At 40.8% G+C, this 26530-nt stretch carries 25 protein-coding genes; 6 read left to right on the top strand and 19 right to left on the bottom strand.

Annotated features, from left to right (window positions below; genetic code table 11):
• Positions 1-17: 17 nt before the first annotated feature.
• The 10 genes from ftsA to AB5Z52_RS03245 all read right to left on the bottom strand — a co-directional run bounded on the left by ftsA (position 18) and on the right by AB5Z52_RS03245 (position 10596).
• Positions 18-1334: a cell division protein FtsA gene (gene ftsA, locus AB5Z52_RS03290; protein WP_003127640.1), complete on the bottom strand. Its 1317-nt coding sequence runs from the start codon at positions 1332-1334 to the stop codon at positions 18-20.
• A gap of 154 nt (positions 1335-1488) precedes the next feature.
• Complete coding sequence (locus AB5Z52_RS03285) at positions 1489-2439, bottom strand: cell division protein FtsQ/DivIB (protein WP_003127639.1); 951 nt, start codon at positions 2437-2439, stop codon at positions 1489-1491.
• An 86-nt stretch (positions 2440-2525) separates the two neighbouring features.
• On the bottom strand, positions 2526-3620 hold the full coding sequence (gene murG, locus AB5Z52_RS03280) for an undecaprenyldiphospho-muramoylpentapeptide beta-N-acetylglucosaminyltransferase (RefSeq protein ID WP_003127638.1): 1095 nt from the start codon (positions 3618-3620) through the stop codon (positions 2526-2528).
• A complete protein-coding gene (gene murD, locus AB5Z52_RS03275; RefSeq protein WP_368243477.1) occupies positions 3617-4993 on the bottom strand; it encodes a UDP-N-acetylmuramoyl-L-alanine--D-glutamate ligase in 1377 nt (458 codons plus the stop codon). The genes murG and murD overlap by 4 nt, the downstream gene beginning before the upstream one ends.
• A 14-nt stretch (positions 4994-5007) precedes the next feature.
• Positions 5008-5970: a phospho-N-acetylmuramoyl-pentapeptide-transferase gene (gene mraY / locus AB5Z52_RS03270; RefSeq protein ID WP_005471888.1), complete on the bottom strand. Its 963-nt coding sequence runs from the start codon at positions 5968-5970 to the stop codon at positions 5008-5010.
• A 12-nt stretch (positions 5971-5982) separates the two neighbouring features.
• Entirely contained in the window at positions 5983-8190 is a 2208-nt protein-coding gene (locus tag AB5Z52_RS03265; RefSeq protein WP_005471887.1) for a penicillin-binding transpeptidase domain-containing protein, read from the bottom strand.
• Positions 8191-8610, bottom strand: coding sequence for a cell division protein FtsL (gene ftsL / locus AB5Z52_RS03260; RefSeq protein ID WP_003127633.1), 420 nt, complete (start codon positions 8608-8610; stop codon positions 8191-8193).
• 5 nt (positions 8611-8615) lie between these two features.
• Positions 8616-9575: a 16S rRNA (cytosine(1402)-N(4))-methyltransferase RsmH gene (gene rsmH, locus AB5Z52_RS03255; protein WP_041119495.1), complete on the bottom strand. Its 960-nt coding sequence runs from the start codon at positions 9573-9575 to the stop codon at positions 8616-8618.
• Positions 9576-9589: 14 nt separating this feature from the next.
• Positions 9590-10021 (bottom strand): division/cell wall cluster transcriptional repressor MraZ, encoded by a 432-nt coding sequence (gene mraZ, locus AB5Z52_RS03250; protein ID WP_003127631.1) that lies wholly within the window; start codon positions 10019-10021, stop codon positions 9590-9592.
• 206 nt (positions 10022-10227) lie between these two features.
• The gene (locus AB5Z52_RS03245; RefSeq protein WP_288551586.1) at positions 10228-10596 is read right to left on the bottom strand and encodes a DUF3397 domain-containing protein; all 369 of its coding nucleotides are present in this window, start codon (positions 10594-10596) and stop codon (positions 10228-10230) included.
• A gap of 331 nt (positions 10597-10927) precedes the next feature.
• Between AB5Z52_RS03245 and AB5Z52_RS03240 the strand changes: the two genes are divergently transcribed.
• Positions 10928-11047 carry a DUF4044 domain-containing protein gene (locus tag AB5Z52_RS03240; protein ID WP_005471881.1) on the top strand — a complete coding sequence of 40 codons (120 nt, stop codon included), beginning with the start codon at positions 10928-10930 and terminating at the stop codon, positions 11045-11047.
• A gap of 126 nt (positions 11048-11173) precedes the next feature.
• On the opposite strand, the gene cls is transcribed toward AB5Z52_RS03240, so the two are convergent.
• The 5 genes from cls to secA all read right to left on the bottom strand — a co-directional run bounded on the left by cls (position 11174) and on the right by secA (position 18108).
• Positions 11174-12619, bottom strand: a complete 1446-nt coding sequence (gene cls / locus AB5Z52_RS03235; RefSeq protein ID WP_003127628.1) for a cardiolipin synthase — start codon at positions 12617-12619, stop codon at positions 11174-11176.
• 109 nt (positions 12620-12728) lie between these two features.
• Positions 12729-13613: a permease-like cell division protein FtsX gene (ftsX, locus tag AB5Z52_RS03230; protein ID WP_003127626.1), complete on the bottom strand. Its 885-nt coding sequence runs from the start codon at positions 13611-13613 to the stop codon at positions 12729-12731.
• A complete protein-coding gene (gene ftsE / locus AB5Z52_RS03225; RefSeq protein ID WP_005471877.1) occupies positions 13606-14292 on the bottom strand; it encodes a cell division ATP-binding protein FtsE in 687 nt (228 codons plus the stop codon). Before ftsE ends, ftsX begins: the two co-directional genes overlap by 8 nt.
• 117 nt (positions 14293-14409) lie before the next feature.
• Positions 14410-15517, bottom strand: a protein-coding gene (prfB, locus tag AB5Z52_RS03220; RefSeq protein ID WP_103300934.1) for a peptide chain release factor 2 whose coding sequence is annotated in 2 segments (ribosomal slippage) — positions 14410-15444 and positions 15446-15517 — 1107 coding nt in all. Because the reading frame shifts where the segments join, the coding sequence is not laid out codon by codon here.
• Between the two features lie 92 nt (positions 15518-15609).
• Positions 15610-18108, bottom strand: coding sequence for a preprotein translocase subunit SecA (secA, locus tag AB5Z52_RS03215; RefSeq protein WP_003127623.1), 2499 nt, complete (start codon positions 18106-18108; stop codon positions 15610-15612).
• 508 nt (positions 18109-18616) lie between these two features.
• Between secA and AB5Z52_RS03210 the strand changes: the two genes are divergently transcribed.
• The 3 genes from AB5Z52_RS03210 to AB5Z52_RS03200 all read left to right on the top strand — a co-directional run bounded on the left by AB5Z52_RS03210 (position 18617) and on the right by AB5Z52_RS03200 (position 22176).
• Positions 18617-19876 carry an extracellular solute-binding protein gene (locus AB5Z52_RS03210; protein WP_288551587.1) on the top strand — a complete coding sequence of 420 codons (1260 nt, stop codon included), beginning with the start codon at positions 18617-18619 and terminating at the stop codon, positions 19874-19876.
• A gap of 81 nt (positions 19877-19957) precedes the next feature.
• The gene (locus tag AB5Z52_RS03205) at positions 19958-21304 is read left to right on the top strand and encodes a carbohydrate ABC transporter permease (RefSeq protein WP_003127621.1); all 1347 of its coding nucleotides are present in this window, start codon (positions 19958-19960) and stop codon (positions 21302-21304) included.
• 2 nt (positions 21305-21306) lie between these two features.
• Positions 21307-22176: a sugar ABC transporter permease gene (locus tag AB5Z52_RS03200; protein WP_003127620.1), complete on the top strand. Its 870-nt coding sequence runs from the start codon at positions 21307-21309 to the stop codon at positions 22174-22176.
• A gap of 91 nt (positions 22177-22267) precedes the next feature.
• On the opposite strand, the gene AB5Z52_RS03195 is transcribed toward AB5Z52_RS03200, so the two are convergent.
• The gene (locus AB5Z52_RS03195; RefSeq protein WP_288551588.1) at positions 22268-22627 is read right to left on the bottom strand and encodes a helix-turn-helix domain-containing protein; all 360 of its coding nucleotides are present in this window, start codon (positions 22625-22627) and stop codon (positions 22268-22270) included.
• A 128-nt stretch (positions 22628-22755) separates the two neighbouring features.
• Between AB5Z52_RS03195 and AB5Z52_RS03190 the strand changes: the two genes are divergently transcribed.
• Both AB5Z52_RS03190 and AB5Z52_RS03185 read left to right on the top strand, forming a co-directional pair.
• Positions 22756-23598, top strand: coding sequence for an aldo/keto reductase (locus AB5Z52_RS03190; protein WP_288551589.1), 843 nt, complete (start codon positions 22756-22758; stop codon positions 23596-23598).
• Positions 23599-23616: 18 nt separating this feature from the next.
• Entirely contained in the window at positions 23617-24411 is a 795-nt protein-coding gene (locus tag AB5Z52_RS03185; protein WP_041119499.1) for an SDR family NAD(P)-dependent oxidoreductase, read from the top strand.
• A gap of 250 nt (positions 24412-24661) precedes the next feature.
• On the opposite strand, the gene raiA is transcribed toward AB5Z52_RS03185, so the two are convergent.
• The 3 genes from raiA to AB5Z52_RS03170 all read right to left on the bottom strand — a co-directional run bounded on the left by raiA (position 24662) and on the right by AB5Z52_RS03170 (position 26460).
• Positions 24662-25219, bottom strand: a complete 558-nt coding sequence (gene raiA, locus AB5Z52_RS03180; RefSeq protein ID WP_288551590.1) for a ribosome-associated translation inhibitor RaiA — start codon at positions 25217-25219, stop codon at positions 24662-24664.
• 133 nt (positions 25220-25352) lie between these two features.
• Entirely contained in the window at positions 25353-26027 is a 675-nt protein-coding gene (locus AB5Z52_RS03175; protein ID WP_005471862.1) for a ComF family protein, read from the bottom strand.
• Positions 26017-26460 carry a helicase-related protein gene (locus tag AB5Z52_RS03170; RefSeq protein ID WP_353939397.1) on the bottom strand — a complete coding sequence of 148 codons (444 nt, stop codon included), beginning with the start codon at positions 26458-26460 and terminating at the stop codon, positions 26017-26019. Before AB5Z52_RS03170 ends, AB5Z52_RS03175 begins: the two co-directional genes overlap by 11 nt.
• Between the last annotated feature and the right edge of the window lie 70 nt (positions 26461-26530).

The raw sequence follows: 26530 nt of genomic DNA, 5'->3' as shown, positions 1-26530 counted from the left end.
CTGAGTATCGTTTTAGATTATTCAAAGATATTTGAGAAGAAATCTTTTACACGATTCGTGATCGATTCGCCTTTCTTCTCTTCTTCTGGTTCTTCATAAGTTTCTTCTGGAGCCTCATACTGCTCATAAGAAATCTCTTGTTGAACAGCAACAGGTTGTTGCGTCGTACGTTCACCCGTGATCGCGCTTTTAGCAAGCTGATAAACTTCACTTAAATTAGCAGAATAATCAACGATACTGATCACATTAGTGAAAACCGGATTTCTCAATCCCATATGGTTTGGCACGTATAATTTCACATTTGTTTCGAAGACTTCCTGTGCTAAATCGACAACGCCAGGTAAGCTAGCAGCTCCGCCAGTCAAAATAATTCCGCCTGGTAATTCAAACGCATCGATTTCATTCAAGACATCTTTTGATTTATTAAAGATTTGCTCCATCCGTGCTTCGATGATTTCAGCAAGATACCGTTCATCGATTTTGACAGGTTCAGATTTACCAATGACGTCCACTGGGAATTCTTCGCTTGCCGATGTACGTTCAGGATAAGCATCACCATAATTGATTTTTAGCGCTTCTGCATTATTGAAAGAAGTATTCAACACAGTAGAGATGTCTTTTGTTACAAATTCTCCACCTTCTTGATTGACATGGGTGAATTTCAACTGTTTGTCATGCATTACCGAAGTTGTTGTTTGACCGCCACCAATATCAATCACGATCGTACCAAAATCTTTTTCGCCATCTGATAAAATCGATTCAGTCAAAGCTAGTGGTGTGATTACAAGTTCGTTAACAATCAAGCCGGACTTTTCAACACATTTGCGAATATTGTGCAAAATCGTTTTAGGGCCTGTATAAACTACCCCAAACATCTCCAAGCGGACACCGATCATTCCGCGAGGATCTTTGATCCCTTCAAAGCCATCCACAGTAAACTCTTGCGGTAAAATGGCAATGATCTGTCTTTCAGGAGGTGTAGATCGAACGAGCGCTGCTGATGCTACGTTACGCACGTCGTCATCTGTGATTTCTTTTGATTCGCTGTTGACAGCAATCATCCCTTGGCAATTTTCAACTTCTAACAGATTGGCTGGCACACCCACGCTCACACTGCGAATTTGGATACCCGCTTTTTCTTCTGCTTGTCTTACTGCTCTTTGGATGGCTTGAACCGTCTTGTCAATGTCTACAATGATTCCGCGGTTGATTCCTTCTGATTTTGCATTTCCTACACCAATAATGTTCATTTGGCTATCAACGTATTCAGCTACAACAACTTTCACAGATGTCGTACCAATATCGAGGCCAACATACATTCCCGTTTTTGCCATGGATGGGGTTCCCTCCTACTTAATTTGCATATATCGCGAACCTTGAAAAGTTCGTATTTATATCTAATTAGAATAATTTGTTCACTGTTACCAATTCTACCATATAATAGCGATTTTTAGAAACAAGTTAATGAAAAAAACTCTTGAATTTTTCCTAAGAATCCCCTTCGGTCGATTGTTCTGTTGCCGAGTCACTGTCTTTTGTATTGGAAATCGGATAGGTAAAGATGCCCACTTCCATATCGATGATACTGTCTTCTTTCAAATCTTTTGCGATTTGCGGATAATACTGCATTTGACTAGCCATATTTGAAATGTTCACAATCACTTGGTTACCATCATTCATATAGATCGTTAACAACTCGTCATTACTGTCCCGAGGCGTGTACTTGATTTGAGAAATTCCTTCACGAATCTCTTGACTGAGCTTCTGATAAGCAGTCAGTACTTCTTTGATTTTTGACTGATCTGAAAAGCTCTCTAAAATAGGTAGTCCTTCCAGAGGCTGGTCACTCGGTTCATTGACCACGACACCACTTTCAAGAATAGGTGAATAATGATTATCGCTTGCTAGCAATGCCACCTCTTGGTACTCCGATACCCGAATCTTGAACTGGTTTAAAGAAGTGATTGTCACTTGAACATTTTTGACACGAGGCAACGCTTTTTTGATGGCTTGTTCCGTTTGTTCGCTGTCAAAATACTGCGGCCATATTTCTTCTCCAGTCGTTAATTCCGAATGTTCAATAATTGATTGGGCGGACACTTGATCATTGCCCACGACTTTAACATCCGCTAACTTACTCAACGGGGAGACGTAATACAGAATAAATAACAACGGGATCAGCAAAACACCAATAATCAACAGCAATCGGCGCAACAATACTCGATTACGGTATTTTTTTAAATTGGGCAATCGATCAGCAAAAGAGCGGGGAGCTTGTTCTGAATCTTCAGTCTCTGCGCCTTCTTCGTGCTTTTCTTCTGTTTGGTCTTCTGATTGTTCTTCATCTGAGTGAATCCCGGAAATGACAGAGGGTGACCATACAGGTTGATCGCCTTTTTCTTTTTGATAACGCAGATTTTCTTTCTGCCAAGGGGTCAATTCTTCTGTCGTGGGGGTGGTTTGATTATCATGAGATTTCTTATCTTTACTGATGACAATCTCTCCTTTCTATCCAACACATTGTACTATTTGATTACCTCTTGCACAAGTCGAAATAGTCGCTCAGATGCATCACCGATTCCTTGCTCTTTCGACGCCTTTGCCATTTCCATCCGTACGTTTTCATCACTCATGATCGCATCGACACACTCAATTAGATTTTGACTGTTCAACTCATTGTCCGCAATCATCTTGACTGCCCCAGCATTGACTAAGCTTTGCGCATTTTTTGTTTGATGATCATTCGTCACATAAGGACTAGGAATCAAAATCGCTGGTAATCCCAATGCAGTAAATTCAGCGATCGATGTAGCGCCAGCTCGTCCGATCAACAAGTCACTATTCGCCATGACTTCTGCCATTTGATCGATGTAGGGGCGAATGCTGATATTTGGAAAGGCATCTTTCGACATACCGATCTTCTCTTCGATTTCTTGGTAATAACGGTCACCAGAAGCATATAACAGTTGATAATCTTTCTTTGCAAAAAGCGGAATTGCTTCGATAATCGCTTGATTGATTTTCAGTGCTCCTTGACTGCCGCCAAAGACTAAAACAGTTTTTTTCTTAGGGTCAAGGTCATAGGAAGCAAGGATCGCAGACTTCTGACTGTTTTTTACTTCTTGCCCGCGGGGATTCCCCACCAAGACCGTCTTCTTATCCGGAAAATAGTGCGCTGCATCCTGAAAAGCAATAGCAATCTTGTCCACATATCTGGTCAAAAATTTATTAGTAATTCCAGGAACACTATTTTGTTCATGGATGATCGTTGGGATCTTAAGTACTGATGCCGCGTAGACCACAGCACCAGAGACATAGCCCCCTGTCCCGATCACTACATCCGGTTGAAATTCTCTGAGTATTTTCTTTGCTTCACGATAACTTTTCAGGAAAAGTTGGACTGTTTTGACATTGTCCAATGAAAGTTTTCGTTTAAAGCCTTGTATTTCTAACGTCTTAAAAGGAATCCCGGTTGGTGGAACGATTTTGTTCTCTAATCCACGGGTAGCCCCAATATATAAAAATTCAGCTGTTGGATCAATGGAACGAACATAATCGACAAAAGACAATGCCGGATAGATATGCCCGCCGGTTCCACCGCCAGTTACTAGTATTTTCATTCACTTCGCTCATTTCTGTTAAGTTCTGCTACTGCCGCCATAAATTTACCCCCCCGTACTTCAAAGTTCGGGTATTGGTCCCAGCTTGCATTGGCCGGTGATAATAAAACGGTATCTCCCGGTTGGCTTAATTGATAAGCCAAAGGAACAGCTGTAGTTACATCTTCTGTCAATTTAATCGTTTTGATTCCTGCTTTACGTGCGGCTTCAGCAAGTTTCTCTTTTGTTTGTCCGAACAAAACAATCGCTTTGAGATCTTGCAGTGATGGAATCAGCTCATCAAAGGAGTTGCCGCGATCCAATCCTCCAGCCAACAAAATCAACTGATCCTTTTGGAAACCACCTAAAGCCATCTCTGTCGCCAAGCTATTTGTGGCTTTCGAATCATTGAAAAAGCGAACCCCTTCAATCGTATCAACATACTGAGTACGATGAGGTACACCGCTAAATGTATGCAATGCTTGAACGATAGCCTCATTTGCTATCCCTTCTAATTTTGCCACTGCGATTGCAGCTAATGCATTTTCAACATTGTGACTGCCGGGAACGCCCAGTTCAGAAACAGGCATGATTGCCTCATCTTTGAAATATAACTGCTCTTCAAAAAGATACGCACCAGCCACTTTTTGTTGTGTCGAGAATGGAATCACTTTTGCTTTTGTTTGTTGAGAAAGTTCGACTAATTCTGGCTGGTTCCAATTGATGACTAGAAAATCTTCTGCTGTCATATTTTGCTGCAGCCGCCATTTAGCCCGCACGTATTCGGATCGATTGCCATGATAATCTAGATGAGCTTCATAAATATTCGTGATGACTGCAATCTTGGGATGTAATGTTTCGATCCCCATCAATTGGAAGCTGGAAAGTTCCATGATCAAGCGATCTTTAGCGCTAGCGGTTTGGGCGACGGTACTTGCTGGAAAGCCAATATTTCCAGACAACAATGCCCGGCCTTCACTAAATCCCGTATTTAAAACATTAGCGATCATCGTAGTGGTCGTGGTCTTTCCATTCGTTCCAGTGATCCCAATGATCGATGCTTCCGAAATTTTGTAAGCTAACTCTACTTCCGTAATGATTGGGATATTTTTCTCGATCGCTTTTTGGACAATAGGCTGATCATAAGGAATCCCAGGATTTTTGACCACAAGTGAAAAACCCTCATCCAGTAGTTCAATTGGGTGACTGCCGGTGATTACTTTAACGCCTAACGCCAAAAGATCCTGTGCTTCTGGATTTTCGGCAAAGGGTTTTCCGTCATTAACAGTAACAAGCGCGCCCAAATCATGTAACAATTTAGCCGCACTGAACCCACTTTTTGCTAATCCTAGCACAAGAACTTTTTTATTTTGATATTCATTTATATTTTTCATATGATTCCTCTCTCCTACCATACAATCACTAATGTGATGATCGAACATCCTAAAGCAATCAGCCAAAAAATTGTATCGATCTTCCATTCCGACCAGCCACTCATTTCAAAATGGTGATGAATAGGCGACATTTTAAAAATTCGTTTACCAGTCAATTTGAAAGAAGCGACTTGCAGCATGACACTTGCTGTCTCAATCACATAGACAAGTCCGACAAGTAATAATGTCCATTCTTGGTGAAGCAGTATTGAAACTGCTGCTAAAAGACCGCCCAATGCAAGGGAGCCCACATCACCCATGAAAATTTTAGCTGGTTTACGATTGTAAGGGAAGAAGCCGATCAATCCTCCAATGACCGCTAAGCAGACGATCAGGATATCGATTTGGTCTTGACGCCAAGCAATGAGGCCATAAGTTGCAAATGAGATCGTACCGAGTCCAGCAACCAAGCCGTCAATCCCATCTGTTAAGTTGACGGCGTTTGAAAAGCCAACTAACCAAAAAATCACAAATGCGCCGTAAAAGATCGATAGCGGCAGCTCAAATCCAAAGAGATTCAAAACATTCGCATTGCCTTCTGATAAAAAGACCAGATAAAAGACAATCCCACCGATGATTTGTCCGATCAATTTTTGTAAAGAGTTTAAACCCATGTTGCGTTTCTTGAAAATTTTGATGAAATCGTCCAAGAATCCAAGCGCACCATAAACCAAGATAATAAATAACAAAATGAACAGCGATGCGGTCAACTGCTTTTGCCATGCGCCAACCCAAACTGCTGTGATCAATGCCGCAATCAAAAATACGAAGCCGCCCATTGTAGGAGTGCCAGCTTTGACATTGTGCCATTTTGGCCCTTCTCCTCGAATCTCTTGTCCGTATTTTTTCATTTGAAAATAGCCGATAAACAGCGGCATTGCAGCAGTAACGATTGCAAAACTACTGGCAAGTGGCAATATCATCTCTGTCCATTCCATAGTGTTCTCTCCCTATTCTTTTTCGCTCAATTTGAAGGTGATTGTTTGATCCGTGATTTCCTCATAAGATGCAAGACTTTGGGAAACACAATACCCGTCGCCCTCAAATTTGACATCAACATCCAACATGTTGCCCAATTTGACTAAATCAGCTTTTGACCATGTGGTGGTGTCAGGCATATAAATTTTGTCACTATCCGTTAGCAAAAGAAGTCTTTCTCCTGGCAGTACTTTCGATCCACTGTCCACAGACTGATCGATAACTGTTTTTCCATCCCCTAATACTACAGGTGCTAGACCAATTTTTTGTACATCAGTTGCCGCGGTAGTTGTATCTAATTTACGATAATCATTGACGGTTACTTTCTGACTATTTTCTGTTGCTGTTTCTTCTAATGTTGCTTTCTTTAAATCCATCACGCGTTTCATCAACGGATTGGCGATTTTTGCCAATGCTTCGCTGTCGTGGTGTTCTGGTAATTTAATTGTTAGATAAAGAATGTATTCAGGGTCTTCTGAAGGAACCATTTCTACGATTGAGTACAAGTAATTGGAATCCCCAGATAAGTATTTCCCAGTTTTTGGATCAGCTACTTGGGCAGTCCCAGTTTTTGCTGAAATATTGTAACCAGGTACACTATAGACACCATACGCACTTCCGTAGTTTTCACTTTCTACCACATCACGCATATATTCTCGAACTTTCGTCGCTGCTTGTTCCGTGATAGGGTGTCCAACAACTTCTGGCTGTGTTACAGTCTCTTCACCTGTTTCATTGTCCACGATTTTGCTGATGTATTGCGGCTTGACCATCGTGCCGTTATTTGCGACTGCGGTAAAAGCCTGCATCATTTGAAAATTCGTCACACCGATTGCTTGACCAAATGAAGTCATTGCTTGACTGACCGGATTATTTTCCGGCATGATCCCAGTATTCTCATTTGGCAGACCCGAGTACGTACTGCGACCAAATCCAAACTGTTGCAAGTATTGTTGCCAACGGTCTGTCATTCGTTGTTCCAAAGTAACCATCCCAATATTACTTGACCAAGAAAGAGCTTGACGCATCGTCAATGTTCCTTTTTGACCAAAGTCCCAGTCATTGATTGTCGCATCATACAGTTTCAATCCGTCCGGACTTGGTGTAAAAGTTTCATTTTCATCGAATATCCCTTGATCGATAGCAGCAGCTGTGGTTAAGACTTTCATGGTCGATCCTGGTTCATAGTTGTCTTCGACCAATAAATTCTGCCAGGTTTTGATGGTACTTAAATCATCAGGATCATAGGTTGGCCTTTGTGCCATCGCCTCGATTTCTCCTGTTTTTGCATTCATTAATGTGGCAGTCAGATCTTCTGGCTTGTATTCTTTGAACACTTTATCCATGAGCGTTTCTAAATAGCTTTGAATCCGGCTATCAATCGTTGTATAGATATCTTTGCCATCTACCGCTGCCACTGATTCTGCCACCGTTCCCGGTAGCGGGTTTTGATTGTTATCCTTTTGATAGACGATTTTCCCGTCTGTTCCGGATAATACATCATCATAAGCAGCTTCTAAACCAGTTTTTCCTACTAAGCCAGAAGAGTCGTTCTCCTCATTTTCTGCTAGAGCATAGCCGATAAAGTGAGAAGAGAAAATTCCATTAGGATACATTCTAGAAGGATGATCTGTAAAATAAAGGCCAGCGATTCCTTCTTTTTTCATTGCTTCTTCGATCGCTGTCTTTTTCTCCAGCGTCATTTTACTTCCTTGGCTACCGAATTCCACTTGCCAACGTTCTTCTTTTAGACCTTTTTCCAAAGTTTGCACAGCCTCATTCTGATCAATACCTAGTTGCTCATTCAGAATTTTGGCTAATTTATCAAAGTTCTTCTCTTCAGCATATAAATTCTTTTTCCCACTAACGTAGGATTTTGACAAAATAGCATAAACAGAATAAGAAGTTGCATCTTCTGCGATCGCGATCCCGTTGCGATCATAGATTGTCCCGCGTTTTGCTTTGACAACTTCGCTTCCTTGATAAAGGCTCTTGGTTTTCTCAGCCAATGAAGTACCTGCCACATTACCTACGATAACAATGTAGCTCAAACGCGTGACAAACAAAAAGAACAATCCAATACTCGTAGCAAAGAGAATAATACCTACTTTTTTGCGATTGTTCGTTGTAGTTTGGTTTTTCTTTTTCAAGTATTGCTTGAATTTATCTGTTAGCTTCATTTAATCCACTTTCCTTAAATTGTCATCATCGATCGACAATCCATTATCCTCAGCAACCTTTTTGATACGCTCAGTTTTAGAAAGTTCGTTTCTTTCTTGCTCTAATTGTTCTGCTTGACTATTTTTTTCATTGATGTCTGATTGGATCAGTGAAATATCATGTTCGACTTGACTGATCGTAGTCCGAATATTGATCGTCAGGATCGCTAATGTCAAAACGGCAATGATCACAAATGCTGCAATCAGTTTTTCTAAATTAGAGATACTTTTTAACCGGCGAGCAGGAGATGCTGGTACACGGATAACCTCAGGACGCTCAGGTTCGCTTGGCAGCTGTTCAATTGTCGGTTCAGAGTGAGCATAAAACTCTTGTTCAGACGTTTCTTCAAATTCATAATCATGAACTTTTAGTTCTGCCATAATTGCTAACCTTCGCTTTCCTTCATTTTTTCCGCGATCCGCAGTTTAGCACTACGGGAACGATTGTTTTCAGATACTTCTTCTTCAGAGGGAAGAAGTGGTTTTCGAGTAATTAATTTTAGTACTGGTTGAAATTCTTCGGGGATGATCGGCAACCCTGGTGGCACATCTTTTGGGGTGCTGTAAGCTTTGAACGTAGACTTGACGATTCGATCTTCTAAAGAATGGAAAGTGATAACACTGATTCGTCCATTTTTTTCCAATAAATCGATGGCCTGTTCCAAAGATTCTTCAATGACACCTAATTCATCATTCACAGCAATCCGAATGGCTTGGAAGATCCGTTTGGCCGGGTGTCCGCCTTTGCGCCGCGCCGGAGCGGGAATCGCTGTTTTGATAATCTCGACTAATTCTCCAGTCGTTTCGATTGGTTTATTTGCTCGTGTCCGTTCAATTTCACGAGCAATTTGTTTTGAAAATTTTTCTTCTCCATAACGGAAAAAGATTTTTACAAGTTGGTGATAATCAAATTGATTCACTACCTCATAAGCAGTCAAAGCAGCCGACTGATCCATCCGCATATCTAATGGTGCATCCTGATGATAACTGAACCCACGTTCTGCTTCATCTAATTGCGGCGAAGAAACGCCTAAATCATACAACACACCACTTACTTGATCGACACCCTGTTGCTGCAAAGCTTCCTTTAAATAGCGGAAATTGCTTTTTATAAACGTGACCATTCCTTTAGCCACATAAGACGCTAAGCGTTCTTTGGCATGATCGATCGCTTTTTGATCTTGGTCAAATGCGTAGAGGTGTCCCTCTTCTGATAATTGGGACAATAAATATTCACTATGACCCGCTCCACCTAATGTACAATCGACATAGATTCCATCCGGACGAATAGCTAAACCGTCCACTGTCTCCTTCAACATTACGGTGTAGTGTTGAAATTCTGCCATGCGCTTTCCTCTTCCTATAAGCCAAAATCAATCATTGTTTCAGCAATTTCATCAAAATTTTCTTCTGCTTCAGTGGTAAATGCTTGCCAACGCGCTTCATCCCAGATCTCAATCCGGTTGGAAACGCCGATGATCACGCAGCTTTTCATAAGTGACGCGTGTTCACGCAAGGTTGCCGGAATATTGATACGACCTTGTTTGTCGATCTCGCACTCCGTGGCAGCGGAATAAAAGAAACGTACGAATGTCCGAGCATCTTTCTTCGCCAAGGGCATTTCGTTCAGTTTTTCTTCTAGTTTTTCCCATTCAGATAAGGGGTAGCCAAATAAACAGCCATCTAATCCACGTGTCACAACAAATTTTTCTCCGAGTTTTTCTCGCAGTTTTGAAGGAACGATTAGTCGGCCTTTTGCATCTATCGAATGTTGAAATTCACCCATAAACATCGATAAATAACCCCCGATCTCCACCTGATAATCACAGTCTACCACAATCCCCCACTTTCTACCACATTTAACGTGAAATTTAAAAGTGAAGTTCTTTGACTAATTTTTACCAAACGAAAAAACAGGAGTTTCTTTCTCTTAAAAAGTTTTTAAAAAAACTTTAAGCAGAAAAATCTCGATGGGATAAGGGTTCTCCCTGTCACAAATTACAAATACGTGACGATATTTAAAATGATCAAAACAACATGGAAAATCAATGTAAACAAAAAGATACTCCGCCAGTACATTTTGATGTATCTGCCATACTGGATTTCTTCGTAATAATACGCTTGAAAGACAGCTAAGAGAATCCCCAGTAATAAGATAGAGATCAAATAATAGGGAGTGATCGATTGCTCAAAAGTAATCTTTGATAACTGATGAATCCCAATCACCAAAAAAGGCACAGCTAAGTCGGGTGCCTTCAGTCCAAACCGTTCTTTCAAAGACAACGCAGAAACTAAAAATCTGCAAGCAAAAAAAACGACTAATGGAAAGATATACCAAAATAAAACAGCAGGCCCAAATCCAGACATACAAACAAATCCTTTCTAACAGCTAGTGTAACTATACTTTATTTTCTTTACATCTATGTTTCAGTTCGTTTAAAAATCCGCGGTCCAATAAGACAGTCTGCAATCTTTTACTTTCCTTACTCAAGCATCCTGCTTATTTTCTACTTATTTTTTCTCTATATCTTTACTAATTAAAACAGAACAACCACCCTTCAACAAGAGAATCTTTGAAAAAACTTTTTGTGATCTTGCAAAATATTCAAGATTTCTTAATTTATAAGAATAGCAGCTTGAGTTCTTTGGTAATTGGAGGTAAACTGTGACTAGAAATCAATCTAAAAGGTGGATCACGATGAACGAAAAAAAACCAAAAAGCACCTTCGCCAAAATCACTCAAGTAGTTATTTGGACAATGCTTATTTTGACAGTCGGGTCAGTTTTTCTGGCAGCCTACACAAGTATCATGAAATAATAAAAAACAGCAGTTGCATGAATCACCTTCTAACGTTGATCCAAAAAACAAACGTTAGAAGAGGTGCTTCAGCATTACTGCTGTTTTTTTGTTACCCAACTTTCACCTACGTTTACTAAATAGTTTCTATAGAAGCGGCGAAACAAGTCGTGCTAATCCCTCTTTGACCTTGATCAACAATCGGCGATTCCGGTATTTTTCCAAAGTCAATTCCTCTGAATCCTTGGAGTCAGCAAAAAATGCTTGGCGCGCTTCCTCAGCAACTTTTGCATCATAGACAACTGTATTGACCTCAAAGTCAAGTCGAAACGAACGAACATCAATATTCGCAGAACCAATCGAAACGACCCCACTGTCAACAATCATCGTTTTGGCGTGCATAAAACCTTTCTCATAAGTCTCTACCACTGCACCATAGGCTAATAACTCAGCAGCAAAAGAGTAAGTTGCCCAATAGACAAGTGGATGATCTGGTTTATTAGGGATCTGCAAATGAACAGAAACACCGGACAAAAGTGCCAGTTTCAAGGCATTGTGGATCGATTCATCAGGAATATAATAGGGAGTTTGAATCAAAATTTCTTTTTTGGCTAAATTAATCATCTTCAAATAAGTTATCTTTATCTCTTCGTGTTCTGAATCAGGACCGCTAGTCACTACCTGTGCAGCAATCGTTCCGTTTGTTTCGATCATTGGAAACAACGCTGCTTCATATTTGATTTCGATAGCATGTTGTGAATTCCAGTCCATCAAAAACCGGTTTTGTAGTGAGTAAACAGCTGGTCCTAAAATTCGCAGATGATTATCCCGCCAATAACCAAATTTTTCTACCTCACCTAAATATTCATTTCCAACATTGAAACCACCGGTATAACCAATCTTGCCGTCGATCACGACAATTTTCCGATGATTGCGATAATTGATCCGAGGATTGAGATAAGGAACGAACAACGGGAAAAAGAACGCAACTTGACCGCCATGAACCCGTAATTCATCGAAGAATTTCAGTGAAACCTGGGTGCTGCCCCAAGCATCCAAAAGCACACGGACTTTCACTCCTCGTTTGGCTGCACGGATCAAAGCATCTCGTACTTCTCCCCCCAATGTATCACTGCGATAAATATAATATTGCATATGGATATGATCTGTGGCGCCTTCAATATCTTTGAGTAATGCATCAAATTTTTTTCGACCATCTTTATAAAGAGTCATTTCATTTGTAGTGGTATATAACGACTGACCATAGATCGTCAATAAATAAACGAGCTGTTTGACTTCTACTTGCGCAGTGGGCGGATGGGGATAAAGATTCCGCTGCAGCGCTTGCTTTTGCTCTTCCAGCTCCACGTTCAAACCAATTTTGGCTTGTGTCCTCAAATCGAAAATTTTTTCTTTGGAGATTCCGCGACCAAAGAAAAAATAGAGTACAAATCCCACGACTGGTATAAACAATAAAACAAGCAACCACGCCCATGTCTGAGCCGTTTGCCGTCTTTCTCTAAAAATAATCACAATCGACAACAAAATGTTCACGAAGAAAATGATCGTGAACAGGTTATCCATAACTAACATACCAACCCTCACCTCTCCTAAAAGAATAGCGAACTTGCAGTCTAAAGTAAAGGTGTCGGCAAATGAAAAACAGACCTGCTAGTCAGCAGATCTGTTTCAATAACACGTTCTACGCTTTTAAGAAACGGCGCATTGAGATGATCGATCCTAATGAACCAATCACGATTCCGATCAGAGCCATGACACCACAAACTTGCAGTAGAAACTGATTTGGTGCAATCAAACTATAATTGGAACGTAGCAGTGCTGGATTGACTAACAAGTAAACTTGGTGATAACCAAAATACATAATAGCGATAGGGACAATTGATCCCAGCAATCCGATCCAGCCGCCTTCTAAGAAGAAAGGCCAGCGAATGTAACCATTTTTAGCACCTACCAGACGCATAATTTGAATCTCTCTTTGACGAGACAAGATCGTGATCCGAATCGTATTTGAAATCAAGAACATTGCCACAAAGATCAATAGGATAGCAGCCCCAAGTCCCCAAGTACGAACCGCAGCTGATAGAGCAAAGATCTTGTCAGAAGAATCGCCACCATAGTCTGCTTTGAAAACATTTGGCAATTCTCCAGCTTGTTTTGCAATTTTTTTCGTGTATTCAGGATCTGTGGCACTAACAACGTATACGTTATAAAGCGGATTGCTGTCCCCTTCGAATAAGTTCCAAGAATCCCCCATCGCATCCTGAATTTTTTTCAATTCATCATCACGACTCGAAAAACGAACGTCTGAAACATTCGGTAATTCTTTAAGCGATTGTTCCAAAGTATCCATGTCTTTTTGTTCTGTTCCGATATCCACAAAGACAGAAACATCCACATTCTTACGGATGTCTTCGGCTAACTTCGTTGCATTTAAAATAACACCCAAAAAGATACCGACTAACGTCAACGTGATCGTGACTGCACTGAGTGACGCGATCGTCATCCAGCCGTTTCGTTTTAAACTTTTAATACTCTCAAGGAGATGACGGAAAAACGTTCTAATCATCGTAACCATATTCTCCTTCCGCTTGGTCGCGAATGATCCGACCATTTTCAATTGCGATTACACGGTGACGAATCGTATTGACGATCGTGCTATTGTGTGTCGCCATCACTACTGTTGTTCCTTGTGCATTGATCCGATCCAACAACTTCATGATCTCCCAAGAATTCTCAGGATCTAAATTTCCTGTTGGTTCATCTGCAATCAATACTTTCGGGGTATTCACGATTGCTCGTGCAATAGAAACCCGTTGTTGCTCTCCGCCTGAAAGCTCACTTGGGAAGACTCGTACTTTGTGTTTCAATCCTACAAGGTCCAATACTTCCATTACCCGTTTTTTGACCTCCCGAGGCTTGCGGCCAATAACTTGCATCGCATAAGCGACATTCTCATAAACCGTTTTTCGCGGAAGCAATTTATAATCTTGGAAAACAACACCGATTTCGCGGCGCATCAATGGCACTTCGCGATTCTTGATCGTCAACAGGTCATACCCTGCTACATTAAGAACACCCTTCGTTGCTTTTTCTTCACGATACATCAATTTGATAAAGGTCGATTTCCCTGCACCGGAAGGTCCGACGACATAAACAAACTCACCTTGATCAATTGAAATCGAAAGATTACGGATAGCAGTCGTACCATTAGAGTACTTTTTCATTACTTCTTTCATTTCAATCATGCAGCTATCTCTCCATCTCACTTTTTTTTCATACTGGCTTATTATAGCATGAATATATTTCACAATGCTTTCAACAGATTACAATTATATTTCAATCTGTTTAATAGCCCAGTATAGTTATTTTTGATTTAATTTCAACTTGAGGTAGGCATCGATAAAGCCGTCTAAATCACCATCCATTACTGCTTGTACATTTCCTGTTTCAAAGTTAGTCCGGTGATCTTTGACCATGGAATACGGATGAAAGACATAGGAACGAATTTGTGAACCCCAACCGATCTCCATCTGTTCTCCGCGAAGCGCTGCAGCTTCCTGTTCTTTCTTTTCTACTTCTAGTTGATAAAGTTTTGCTTTCAACATTCCCATTGCTTGTTCCCGGTTTTTCAACTGCGAACGTTGTGCTTGACTAGCCACTACGGTACCAGTTGGAATGTGCGTGATTCGTACAGCAGACTCCGTCTTATTGATGTGCTGACCGCCCGCACCGCTCGCTCGATAAGTATCGATTTTCAAGTCATCACTATTGATTTCGATATCAATCGCACCATCTAGCTCTGGCATGACATCTACCGAACAAAAAGAGGTATGCCGTCTTTTGGCTGAATCAAATGGTGAAATCCGAACTAAGCGATGGACGCCTTTTTCTGATTTCAAATACCCATAAGCATTATGGCCTTTGATCAACAAAGTGACACTCTTAATTCCGGCTTCGTCTCCTGCCTGATAGTCCAATGTTTCGACTTGATATCCATGTTGCTCGCAAAAACGAGTATACATCCGCAACAACATACTGCCCCAATCCTGGGACTCGGTGCCGCCAGCACCTGGATGCAGTTCGATGATTGCATTGTTTCGATCATATGGTTCATCTAACAGCATAGACAGTTCATAAGTTCCCATTTTTTCATTCAAAGCTTGGATACGTTCTGCTAGTTCTGCTTCCATTTCTGCATCTGGTTCTTCTTGGATCATTTCCAAAAGAACTTCCAACTCTTCAAATTCTTCTGCCAATTGATTGAACTGATCATAGGTTTCTTTATTGGCATTGTTCTCGTTGATCACCTTCTGTGCTTGCTCAGAATCATCCCAAAACGTAGGGTCCGCCATCTGGTGTTCTGCTTCAGCGATTGCCTCTTCTAACTGATCTAAGTCAAAGAGACCCCCTAAAACTATTTATTTTTTCATTCATTTGATTCAATTGATTCCGGATATCTGCGATTTCCATTTGATTTCCTTCTTTCTTCACGCGTATTGTAAATGAACGGAAAAGGCTGGACAAGAAAAGCTGCCAGCCTTTTTCCTAACGTATCAATTCTTCTATTTTTTGCCGTGACAGTTTTTGAATTTTTTGCCACTGCCGCAAGGACACGGATCATTACGGCCAACATTTTTGAAACTAGGATCTTCTTCTGGGACTGTTTCAGTTTCTTGAGCTTCTCCTTGAGCGACTTGTTCTCGTTGTACATTTTGGCGAATCTCGGCTTTCATAAACAAGCGTGTCACTTCATATTCGATCGCTCCCACCATATCTTCAAACATGTTGTATCCTTCAGTTTGGTATTCAACCAATGGATTGTTCTGCCCATATGCCCGCAGACCGACTGACTGTCTTAATTGGTCCATCGCATCGATATGGTCCGTCCATTTCGTATCCACCACTCGCAGAATAACTACTTTTTCAAATTCTAACAATTGTTCTTGACTGTTTAATTGGGCTTTTTTCTGCTCGAAAACTTCTTCTGCCCGTTGATAGAGATAGTCTTTGATTTCTTGTGGTTTTTTGCCTTTGATATCATCAACAGAGATGGAATCTTCATGCACTAAAGCATTTCCGGCAAAGTCGACGATCCCTTCATAATTCCAATTGCTTTCTTCTAATTGGGTATGGCTATCGACAACTCGTTCAATCGATCGTTTGACCATATTCATCAATGTTTGTGAAAGATCCTGCTCTTCCATGATGACTTCTTGACGTTGACCATAGATGACTTCCCGTTGCTCACGCATAACATCATCGTATTGCAAAACGTTTTTCCGGGTATCGTAGTTGTTACCTTCTACTCGTTTTTGCGCAGATTCTACTTGTTTAGACAACATCTTACTTTGAATCACGGCATCTTCTTCATCAATCTTCATCCGATCCAAGAACACTTTGATCCGCTCAGAACCAAACCGTTTCATCAAATCATCTTCCAAAGAAAGATAGAATTGAGAAACCCCTGGGTCTCCTTGACGCCCAGAACGTCCTCGTAATTGGTTATCAATCCGGCGAGATTCATGACGTTCCGTACCGATGACCGCTAATCCGCCTAATTCAGCAACACCTAAGCCTAATTTGATATCTGTTCCCCGACCAGCCATGTTCGTTGCGATCGTTACAGCACCTTTTTGTCCTGCGTTCAGAATGATTTCAGCTTCTTTAAAGTGATTTTTGGCATTCAGTACTTCATGAGGGACTTTCTCTCTGTCCAACATGCTTGAAAGCAGCTCGGAAGTTTCTACAGCTACTGTACCAACAAGAACTGGTTGCCCTTTACGATGCCGTTCTTTGATATCTTGCACCACTGCGTGGAACTTACTTTCCAGCGTTGGATAAAGTAAATCTGCACGGTCATCACGAACGATTGGTCGATTGGTCGGAATCTGAATGACTTGCATATTGTAGATTTCACGAAACTCTTCTTCTTCTGTTTTTGCGGTACCAGTCATACCAGAAAGTTTTTTGTACATCCGGAAATAATTCTGGAAAGTGATTGTAGCCATCGTTTTGGTTTCATCTTCGATCTCAACATTTTCTTTTGCTTCGATAGCTTGGTGCAATCCGTCAGAATAACGACGTCCATCCATGATCCGTCCAGTAAACTGGTCGACGATCAAGACTTTGCCTTCTTGTACGACATAGTCGATATCGCGGATCATGATATAATTCGCCCGCAACGCTTGGTCCATATGATGGGTCAACGCTGTATTTTCGATATCATACAAGTTTTCCAAGCCAAATGTTTCTTCGGCTTTCTCGATCCCTTTTTCAGTCAATCCAATTGTTTTTGATTGGATGTCGATTTTGTAATCTTCTTCTTCTTTTAATCGTTTCACAAAATTATCGACCCGATTGTATAGTGCAGTCGATTTTTCTGCTTGTCCAGAAATAATCAATGGTGTTCTGGCTTCATCGATCAAGATTGAGTCGACTTCATCAACGATGGCATAATTCAATGGCCGTTGAACCATTTGATGGCGGTAAACCACCATATTGTCGCGTAAATAGTCAAAGCCTAGTTCATTATTCGTACTGTAGGTGATATCACAGGCATATGCAGCCCGTTTTTCTTCTGCTGTCTTCGAATTGATGTTTAACCCAACAGTCAATCCTAAGAAATTATATAACTCACCCATTTCTGTAGAGTCACGGGTTGCCAAGTATTCATTGACCGTTACAACGTGTACACCGGCACCACTTAACGCATTCAAATAAACCGGCAATGTCGCAGTCAAGGTTTTTCCTTCACCGGTACGCATTTCAGGGATATTTCCGTCATGAAGCACGATCCCCCCCATTAATTGGACATGGTAAGGATACAGCCCTAAGACGCGTTTTGCCGCTTCGCGAACCACAGCAAAGGCTTCTGGCAATAATTGGTCTAACGTTTCACCTTGTTGAAAACGACCACGAAATTCATCTGTTTTTTCGCGCAATTGTTCGTCAGATAAAGCAGCCATTTCGTCCGCATGAGATTCAACTTGTGAAGCAATATGGTCAAGACGTTTTAATTCTTTTTTATCATTCTCGATTAATTTTCTAAAAAAATTGGCCATGCCTATATAATTCTCCTTTTATTTCTACTTTTCCTAACTGGAAACTCTCCTAACTATTTTATCACTAGTTCATCATAAAGGAAATATTTTTCGGCGCAGTTCATGTTTCTCCATGATTTTTTTTAACTCTTTTTTTCTTTTTTCAATTGCTTTAAATAGATTTCTTTTACGCCCATTGCTTCTTGTGTCCAAAAGAAACTCTACTTCTCTTGCTCCTTAAAACAATCTCTGAAACAGAAAGCAATCGTTTGCTTTGCAACGGACGGAAAAATGATCTGCCACATTTTCATTCGCTTTGCAAATGTGAATAGAATAACTAAGTTATTTCCTGAAAATTTCGACTTTATCATTCCAATTGTAGAAAGGTTTTGTGTTAGACTGATTCTTAATTTTTCTTATAAGCAATAGAAAACCAAAAAAGTTGTTCATTTTCTGCTTGACTATTATTGCAATCGATTGCATAATTAGGTCTGTAAACGCAAACAATTAATTTTTAGGAGGAACAAGAATGAAGGTAGATGTAAAACGATTACTTATTGGGGGAAGTATTTTAAGCTTGTCTGCAATCGTACTAGGCGCTTGTGGCAACAGCAACGACGATGCTACTTCAAGCAATGGCAGTGCAGCGGAGTCTAGTGCAAAAGTCGAAGGTGATATTAAATTATGGGTAGATACCGAACATATTGATGCCTTACAAGGGCAAGTCGACAAATTTGAAAAAGAGTATCCTGATGTAAAAGTAACAGTTGCAGCTGGCTCTTCTGCCGATGCCAAAGCAGACGTCTCAAAGGACCCTGAACAAGCAGCCGATGTATTCATGATGCCTCATGACCAAGTAGGACAAATGGCTGAAGCTGGTCTGATTTATCCAATCGGTGATAAGCAAGCAGCAACAATCAAAGATACGAACGTGGAAGCAGCAGTTGATGCCGTGACTTGGAAAGACAAAATTTACGGCTATCCTTACGGTGTTGAATCTCAGGTGCTTTATTACAATACTTCTACATTGACAGCAGATGATGTAAAAACTTGGGAAGGATTGACTTCCGCTGGAAAAATCGGTACCAACTTTGCAGAAGACGGTGCAAACTACATTTTTGGCCCTCTATTTATGAGCAACGGAAATGTTCTTTATGGAGAAGACGGTGAAGATATTAATGGAACCAATTTCAACAACGAAGCTGGTGTTGAAGTCTTACAATGGATCGCCGATCAAAAAAATAATAGCGGTGTCCTTCAAGCCAGTGAATCCGCGTTGTCTGATTTGCAATCTGGTAAATCAGATGCCTTCCTTTCAGGTCCTTGGTCAAAAAATGACGTAGAAAAAGCGCTTGGAGACAACATGGGTGTTGCCGCCTATCCAACAATCGACTTCGGCAGTGGTGCGAAACAAATGAAAGCTTTCTTAGGTGTAAAACTTTATGCTGTCAACCAACAAACCGAAGCGCCATTAGCAGCTATGGCTTTAGCAGAATATTTAAGCAACCAAGAAACACAAGAAATCGAATTTACTGAAAACGGCGTTATCCCTTCAAATAAAGATGCACAAGAATCTGATGCAGTAAAAGCTGATGCAGTAGCAAAAGCTGTGATGGAAATGTCTGATGCAGAACACTCTGTCGTAATGCCTAAATTGCCTGAGATGGTTTCTTTCTGGCCACCAATGGATGCGTTAATCAACGATACCTATAAAGGTCAAATCAAACCAGATCAGTTCCAAGATAAACTCGATAAGTTTGTTTCCGATATTTCAAAAGTAACCGAATAATCAACAACACATCACTATACATGACAAAGGGAAAGCCTGCTTTCCCTTTTCTAGTTAATTACGAAAGCAAGGTGAGAGGATATGTTCAGGAAAAAACATGCGTCGCATATCACTTTTAGAGAATTATTCAAAAAAGGCGATCTAGCGACAAAACTATCTTTTATTTTGATGGGAAGCGCTAATTTCGCCAATAAACAATGGCTGAAAGGAATTATTTTCATCGTATCACAAGTTGGTTTTATCGCTTGGTTCATAAGAAATGGTTTCCACGCTCTTCTGATGCTGCAAACATTAGGAACACAAAAACAAGGGTTGGTCTATAACGAAGCACTTGGTATTGAAATCTTGCAAAAAGGTGACAATTCAATGCTCTTATTGCTTTTCGGTATTGCTTCCCTGCTCGTTTGTGCACTCTTGATTATTCTCTATATCATTAATTTGAAAAGCGCCCGTCATTTGTACGAATTAAAACAACAAGGACTTAAAATCCCTACGACACGCGACGATTTACATAGTCTGGTGAACGAACGCTTTCATGCAACATTGATGACAATCCCATTGATTGGTGTCTTATTTTTTACTATCTTACCGCTCTTATATATGATTTCGATTGCCTTCACCAATTATGATCACAAAAATTTACCCCCAAAAAATCTGTTTACTTGGGTAGGATTGAAGAATTTCTCTAATGTCATCACTGGTGATATGGCGTCCACCTTTTTCCCAGTACTAGCTTGGACATTGACATGGGCTGTACTCGCAACGATCACTTGTTTCTTCTTCGGCGTGATCTTAGCCTTGTTGATCAACGCGAAAGGGATCCGTTACAAAAAATTGTGGCGCACCATTTTTGTTTTGACGATGGCAGTTCCTCAATTCGTGTCACTTTTGATCATGCGTAACTTACTAAACGGTTCTGGTCCGATTAACTCACTCTTACTGAATTGGGGATGGATCTCTTCTTCGATCCCGTTTCTGACCGATCCTTTCTTTGCGAAAGTCAGCATTATCTTTGTGAACATGTGGATCGGGATTCCAGCAACCATGCTTGTAACAACAGGAATCTTACAAAATCTTGATCAGGAACAACTAGAAGCAGCCGAAATCGATGGCGCCAATAAATTCCAAATTTTCCGCTCCATCACATTTCCTCAGATATTGTTTGTAATGATGCCCGCATTGATTCAACAGTTTATCGGCAACATCAACAACTTTAATGTTATTTTCTTATTGACTGGCGGCGGCCCATCTAACTCTAATTTCTATGGTGCTGGCTCGACCGATCTGTTAGTAACGTGGCTGTACAACTTGACAGTCAACACGATGGATTACAATTTAGCTTCCGTAATCGGTATCTTGATCTTTATCTTATCTGCTGTCTTTAGCCTGTTTGCGTACACGCGAACAAATTCTTATAAGGAGGGGTAACAATGTCTGTAAAGAAAAAGAAATCCGGCTACCAACAAGGGCAGTCAAAAACCCGTTTTCTGATTTATACGATTTTGATCATTCTTTCTGTTCTTTGGTTATTCCCGATCGTTTGGATCATTTTGACAAGTTTTAGAGGAGAAGGTGGGGCCTTCGTTCCTTATATCATTCCCAAAGAATTCACTTTTGAAAATTACCGACAACTATTAGCCAATGATAGCGGCAGCTACCCTTTTGTCCGCTGGTTCTTGAATACATTGTTTGTTGCTGTCTGCAGCTGTCTTTTGTCCACATTTATTACAATCGCAATGGCCTACTCTCTCTCACGGTTGCGCTTTAGACTTCGTAAACCTTTCTTGAAAGTTGCCTTGGTATTGAATATGTTCCCAGGCTTTATGAGCATGATCGCCGTTTATTATATTCTAAAAGCCCTCAACCTAACACAAAGCTTATTAGCGCTGATCTTGGTTTATTCGGCTGGAGCGGCACTGGGATTCTACGTTGCCAAAGGGTTCTTTGATACGATTCCAATGGCGCTAGATGAGTCTGCCATGATCGATGGTGCCAATAAATGGCATATTTTTACCAAGATCACATTGCCGTTATCAAAACCAATTATCGTCTATACCTCTTTGATGGCCTTCATGGGTCCTTGGATGGATTTCATCTTTGCTCGAATCATCATGGGTGATGACGTCAAAAACTATACCGTTGCGATCGGACTTTATTCTATGATGACAAAAACAACAGCCAATTCGTTGTTTATGTCCTTTACAGCTGGCTGTGTGCTGATCGCTATTCCAATCACTCTACTCTTTATCTATATGCAAAAATATTATGTACAAGGAATTACTTCCGGTTCAGTGAAATAACCCTCTTCCTACCTCACTTTTTTTAAGCAAAACTAGCAATCGCTGAGTGACTCTCGACTCGACGATTGCTAGTTTTTGTTTTTGATCTTCCCTACGCCTCTTGACTAGCTAACGCTACTTCAACGCCTTGTTCTTTCAATGTTGAAACATGCATTTCTCCCCAATGACAGAGAGCATCCAATACGCTGCTTAATGTCAGACCATAGTCGCTGAGAGAATAGACAACCTTTGGTGGAACTTGGTGATAAGAGGTTCGCAAAACGATGCCGTCTGTCTCCAGCTCTCTTAGTTGCTGCGTCAGCATTTTTTGACTGATATCAGGTATCCGTCGCTTCAAATCACTCGGACGCAAGGCGCCTTCTCGCAGATTACACAGAATAATCGGTTTCCATTTTCCACCGATCACATCCATAGTAGCTTCCACACCAATGTTGTATTTTTTTGGAGTCATACTTTAAACACTTCCTTTAAATTCAAAAAAGTTACTTTTTTGACACTATAGCACAAAAAAGTAGGTACTATTCATCTGAACTTTTTTAGTATAAGGTATATTTACCAAAAATCAAGGAGGAAATTTATATGATTCATTCATTAACCGACACAATTACATTGAACGAACAAGTCAGCATTCCTGGCTTTGGTTTAGGCGTCTTTCAAATTCCTGATGAAGAAGTAGCTACTGTTGTAAAAAACGGCATTTTAGAAGGTTATCGTTTGATTGATGCCGCGCAAATATATGATAATGAAAGCGGAACAGGCCAAGGGATCAAAGAAGGACTAGCAGCAACGGGACTTACACGAGAAGAACTCTTTGTCACTTCTAAAGTTTGGAACAATTATTTGACCTACGATGAAACGATCGCGGCTTTTGAAAAGTCCCTCGCGCTTTTGCAATTGGATTATTTAGACCTTTATTTGCTCCACTGGCCTGGCAAAAATGCGTATCAAGAATCTTGGCGGGCACTTGAAGACCTCCATCAAGCTGGAAAGATCAAAGCCATCGGCGTCAGCAATTTTCAGAGCCATCATTTGAAGAAATTGCTCGCTACAGCAAAAGTCAAACCTGTGTTAAATCAAGTGGAACTACATCCAAAATTAGCTCAAAAAGAACTGCGTGATTATTGTCAGCAACAAGGAATCAAGATCCAAGCTTGGTCTCCATTGATGCAAGGTCAGATTCTCCAACATCCAATCCTCGTAAAGATGGCTCAACGCCATCACGTATCCCCTGCACAAATCGCCTTACGCTGGCATATCCAGCAAGATATTTTACTGGTAGTTAAGACAGTTAATCCCGACAGAATGGAACAAAATCAGCAACTCTTTGATTTTTCTTTGTCGGAAGAAGATATGCGTGAACTTAATCGTTTGAATGAAGATCACCGGGTAGGTCCCGATCCGGATCAATTTAACTTTAACTAAGGAAATGGAGTGAAGGAAATGGAATTAGGATTAACAAAGAAAACAGCACTGGTCACTGGCTCTACGAAAGGTATTGGGAAAGCAATTGCTTTCGAGCTGGCAAAAGAAGGCGCGGATGTCATCGTCAATGGACGGCAAAAGGACAGTGTCAGAGCTTTCGTTGCTGAATTAAAAGAAAAATTTCCTAAGACGAATCCTCAAGTGGCTCCATATGATCTAGCCGATGCAGCAGCTCGCCAACAGCTTTTTGACCACTTCCCTAAAGTAGATATTCTTGTCAATAATATGGGGATCTTCGAACCAATGGATTACATGGAAATTACCGATGAAGTTTGGGAACATTTTTTCCATGTGAATGTTTTGTCGGGAAATGCTTTAGCAAAATTTTATTTGCCTCATATGCTCCAACAAAACTTCGGCCGTGTGATTTTTATTGCCAGCGAGGAAGCCGTTATGCCTTCTGGAGAAATGCCGCAGTACAGCATGACAAAAACGATGAACCTCTCTTTGGCTAAAAGTTTGTCAAAACTCACCGCTGGGACACAGGTCACTGTAAATACGATCATGCCTGGTTCAACACTGACCGAAGGCGTAGAAACGATGCTGAAAACGATGTATCAAGAAAGTGATTTGCCGGAGTCCATGTGGGAAGAAGATTTCATGAAAAAGCATCGCCCACTGTCTCAAATTCAACGGCTCATTCGTCCAGAAGAGATTGGACGCTTTGTAGCTTTCGTTGCTAGTCCTTACGCATCCTCTTTCTCTGGAGCCGCCTTGAGACTCGACGGTGGTTTAGTACCAACGATTTATTGATTTCTCAGCAAAGAACTATGTCAAAAAGACTTTAGCAAACACAGCAGCCGAAAGGCCATGAAATTGCCCCTATGATCCCGCAGATCGGATTTACACCTGCAGGATTGATAGGGCAATTTTATTTCACTCAGCGAATCATTTTGTTTAACTGCCCCTTTTATCACAGCTTTTTTATTCAAAAAAACAGAGTAGATCACTCTGCTCTGTCAAAAAAGACTTTTTTGGGGATTTCCGACAAGTCATTCTTTGATCAATCGGTTTCGATCAATCCATACTTGCCGTCTTTACGGCGATAAACAATGCTTGTGCCGTTTGTTTCGGCATCTTCAAAAATGAAGAAGTTATGTCCTAGCATATTCATTTGCAAAACGGCTTCTTCACTATCCATCGGTTTTAGAGAAAGACGTTTTGTACGTACAATGTCTAGTTCTGCTCCATTGGTTTCTTCTTCGTTTGTATCCGTTGTGAATAAGTCGCCATTTTCTGGAGCCACTAAAGCTGTTTCCCGAGATTTACGGTTGATTTTCGTTTTGAATTTACGGATTTGGCGTTCTAATTTATCAACAACCAAATCAATACTTGCATATAGATCAGGAGAAGTTTCTTCCGCACGCAAGACTAGGAATGGTAACGGAATGGTTACTTCAACTTTTGCTGTTTTTTCGGTATATACTTTCAAATTAACATGCGCTGTTGCTTCAGGCACATCATTAAAATAACGCTCTAGTTTACCTACTTTTTTCTCAACGTAATCGCGGATCGCTTCAGTTACCTCGATATTTTCGCCACGTACATTATATCTAAACATAAAAATTACCCCTTTCGTCTACCACACTAAGAAGGAAAAGGACCACTCTCTTCTTCTTCTTAACTCTATTATATCGAAGTATCTTGCATTTGGAAAGCGAATCGCTAAGATTTTTTTAAGCGTTTACAATTCCTTATCTGGCAAAAGAAAAGGACGTGATCGTTTTCGGCTGGCAAGTCAAAAGTACTTCTGCAGCATGATAAATTGTTTGTCCAGTCGTATACACATCATCCACCAGCAACACACGTTTGTCTTTGATTTCTTGACCCTTTTCGATAATAAATGGTTGCGGAGCTGCTAATCGTTCGTTTCTAGTCATTGCTGCTTGAGGAGGTAAATGGATCTTTTTCTTTAGTAAGGATCGGTAATCAATCCCGGCAGCTTGTAATACTGCTGTCACTTGATTAAAGCCACGCTGCTGATAGCGTTCATGAGAAAGGGGGATCGGGATGACCAGATCATAGAGCAATCCTTTGAAAGCTTGCTTGATCTCTGGGAGAAAGGTAGCTCGCAGACGAAAATCGCCCATTAATTTGTATTGATGTAGCCACTCCTGCATTCCTTGATTGTATGTCATCAGAGCACGATGCTGTAGCTGAAACTTTGGATAACGTTGCCCCCAATAGCGACAATCCCGACAATTTTGGCTTTCATTACAACATGTCTTGCAGCAGCTAGTCAAATCAACAAACTGCAATTTACTCCTACAGTCTGGACACTTCTCTGAAGCAGGAATTCCTAATGGCCATAAAATCTCCCGCAGCCACAGTTCTCGTGCAAACTCCTGTTGGCACCAGCTACACTTCACTTGCCAACCACTCCTTTGCTAATCGATTCATCGCTTGGATTTCCAAGATCGCCTTACGAATCGCTGATGTTGCTTGATCATAGAAAAAGAGAACTTCTCCATGATTGAATGGACCTTTTCGATCAACTCGTCCAGCAATCTGGACCAGTGCTGATTTAGAAAAAACAGGATGATCTGCTCCCATCACCACTACAGAAACATTTTCAAAGGTAACACCTCGTTCCAAGATGGTAGTTGTGAAAAGAATCTGATACTTTGAATTGCGCGCCTTGACTACTTTTTCTATTCGAGCAGGGTCTTTTGCTGAAACACTGGTTATCGTCTCCTCTTTTAAGAATGATCGAACAGCTTTTTCTAGCCGTTCCATAAAAACAATACTTGGGCAAAAAACTAAGTCAAAATTTGTTTGAGATAGGCGTTGCAGATGAAACAATAAGCGCCGTAGCAGACTGTAGACAAAAGCTGTTCCAAACTCGTAACTCGAGCTTGGAACAGCTTTTTAT

This window comes from Enterococcus sp. RTP21361st1_A6_RTP21361_211029 (genome assembly GCF_040910045.1).
Taxonomy (GTDB): Bacteria; Bacillota; Bacilli; order Lactobacillales; family Enterococcaceae; genus Enterococcus_D; species Enterococcus_D gallinarum.
The sequence above is the reverse complement of the archived record's forward strand: the minus strand, read 5'-3'. Positions and strand labels throughout refer to the sequence as shown.

Coding starts and splice junctions, on each gene's coding strand:
- ftsA (WP_003127640.1), bottom strand. CDS start 1,334: ATGGCAAAAACGGGAATGTATGTTGGCCTCGATATTGGTACGACATCT.
- murG (WP_003127638.1), bottom strand. CDS start 3,620: ATGAAAATACTAGTAACTGGCGGTGGAACCGGCGGGCATATCTATCCG.
- murD (WP_368243477.1), bottom strand. CDS start 4,993: ATGAAAAATATAAATGAATATCAAAATAAAAAAGTTCTTGTGCTAGGA.
- mraY (WP_005471888.1), bottom strand. CDS start 5,970: ATGGAATGGACAGAGATGATATTGCCACTTGCCAGTAGTTTTGCAATC.
- AB5Z52_RS03265 (WP_005471887.1), bottom strand. CDS start 8,190: ATGAAGCTAACAGATAAATTCAAGCAATACTTGAAAAAGAAAAACCAA.
- ftsL (WP_003127633.1), bottom strand. CDS start 8,610: ATGGCAGAACTAAAAGTTCATGATTATGAATTTGAAGAAACGTCTGAA.
- rsmH (WP_041119495.1), bottom strand. CDS start 9,575: ATGGCAGAATTTCAACACTACACCGTAATGTTGAAGGAGACAGTGGAC.
- mraZ (WP_003127631.1), bottom strand. CDS start 10,021: ATGTTTATGGGTGAATTTCAACATTCGATAGATGCAAAAGGCCGACTA.
- AB5Z52_RS03245 (WP_288551586.1), bottom strand. CDS start 10,596: ATGTCTGGATTTGGGCCTGCTGTTTTATTTTGGTATATCTTTCCATTA.
- AB5Z52_RS03240 (WP_005471881.1), top strand. CDS start 10,928: ATGAACGAAAAAAAACCAAAAAGCACCTTCGCCAAAATCACTCAAGTA.
- cls (WP_003127628.1), bottom strand. CDS start 12,619: ATGTTAGTTATGGATAACCTGTTCACGATCATTTTCTTCGTGAACATT.
- ftsX (WP_003127626.1), bottom strand. CDS start 13,613: ATGATTAGAACGTTTTTCCGTCATCTCCTTGAGAGTATTAAAAGTTTA.
- ftsE (WP_005471877.1), bottom strand. CDS start 14,292: ATGATTGAAATGAAAGAAGTAATGAAAAAGTACTCTAATGGTACGACT.
- secA (WP_003127623.1), bottom strand. CDS start 18,108: ATGGCCAATTTTTTTAGAAAATTAATCGAGAATGATAAAAAAGAATTA.
- AB5Z52_RS03210 (WP_288551587.1), top strand. CDS start 18,617: ATGAAGGTAGATGTAAAACGATTACTTATTGGGGGAAGTATTTTAAGC.
- AB5Z52_RS03205 (WP_003127621.1), top strand. CDS start 19,958: ATGTTCAGGAAAAAACATGCGTCGCATATCACTTTTAGAGAATTATTC.
- AB5Z52_RS03200 (WP_003127620.1), top strand. CDS start 21,307: ATGTCTGTAAAGAAAAAGAAATCCGGCTACCAACAAGGGCAGTCAAAA.
- AB5Z52_RS03195 (WP_288551588.1), bottom strand. CDS start 22,627: ATGACTCCAAAAAAATACAACATTGGTGTGGAAGCTACTATGGATGTG.
- AB5Z52_RS03190 (WP_288551589.1), top strand. CDS start 22,756: ATGATTCATTCATTAACCGACACAATTACATTGAACGAACAAGTCAGC.
- AB5Z52_RS03185 (WP_041119499.1), top strand. CDS start 23,617: ATGGAATTAGGATTAACAAAGAAAACAGCACTGGTCACTGGCTCTACG.
- raiA (WP_288551590.1), bottom strand. CDS start 25,219: ATGTTTAGATATAATGTACGTGGCGAAAATATCGAGGTAACTGAAGCG.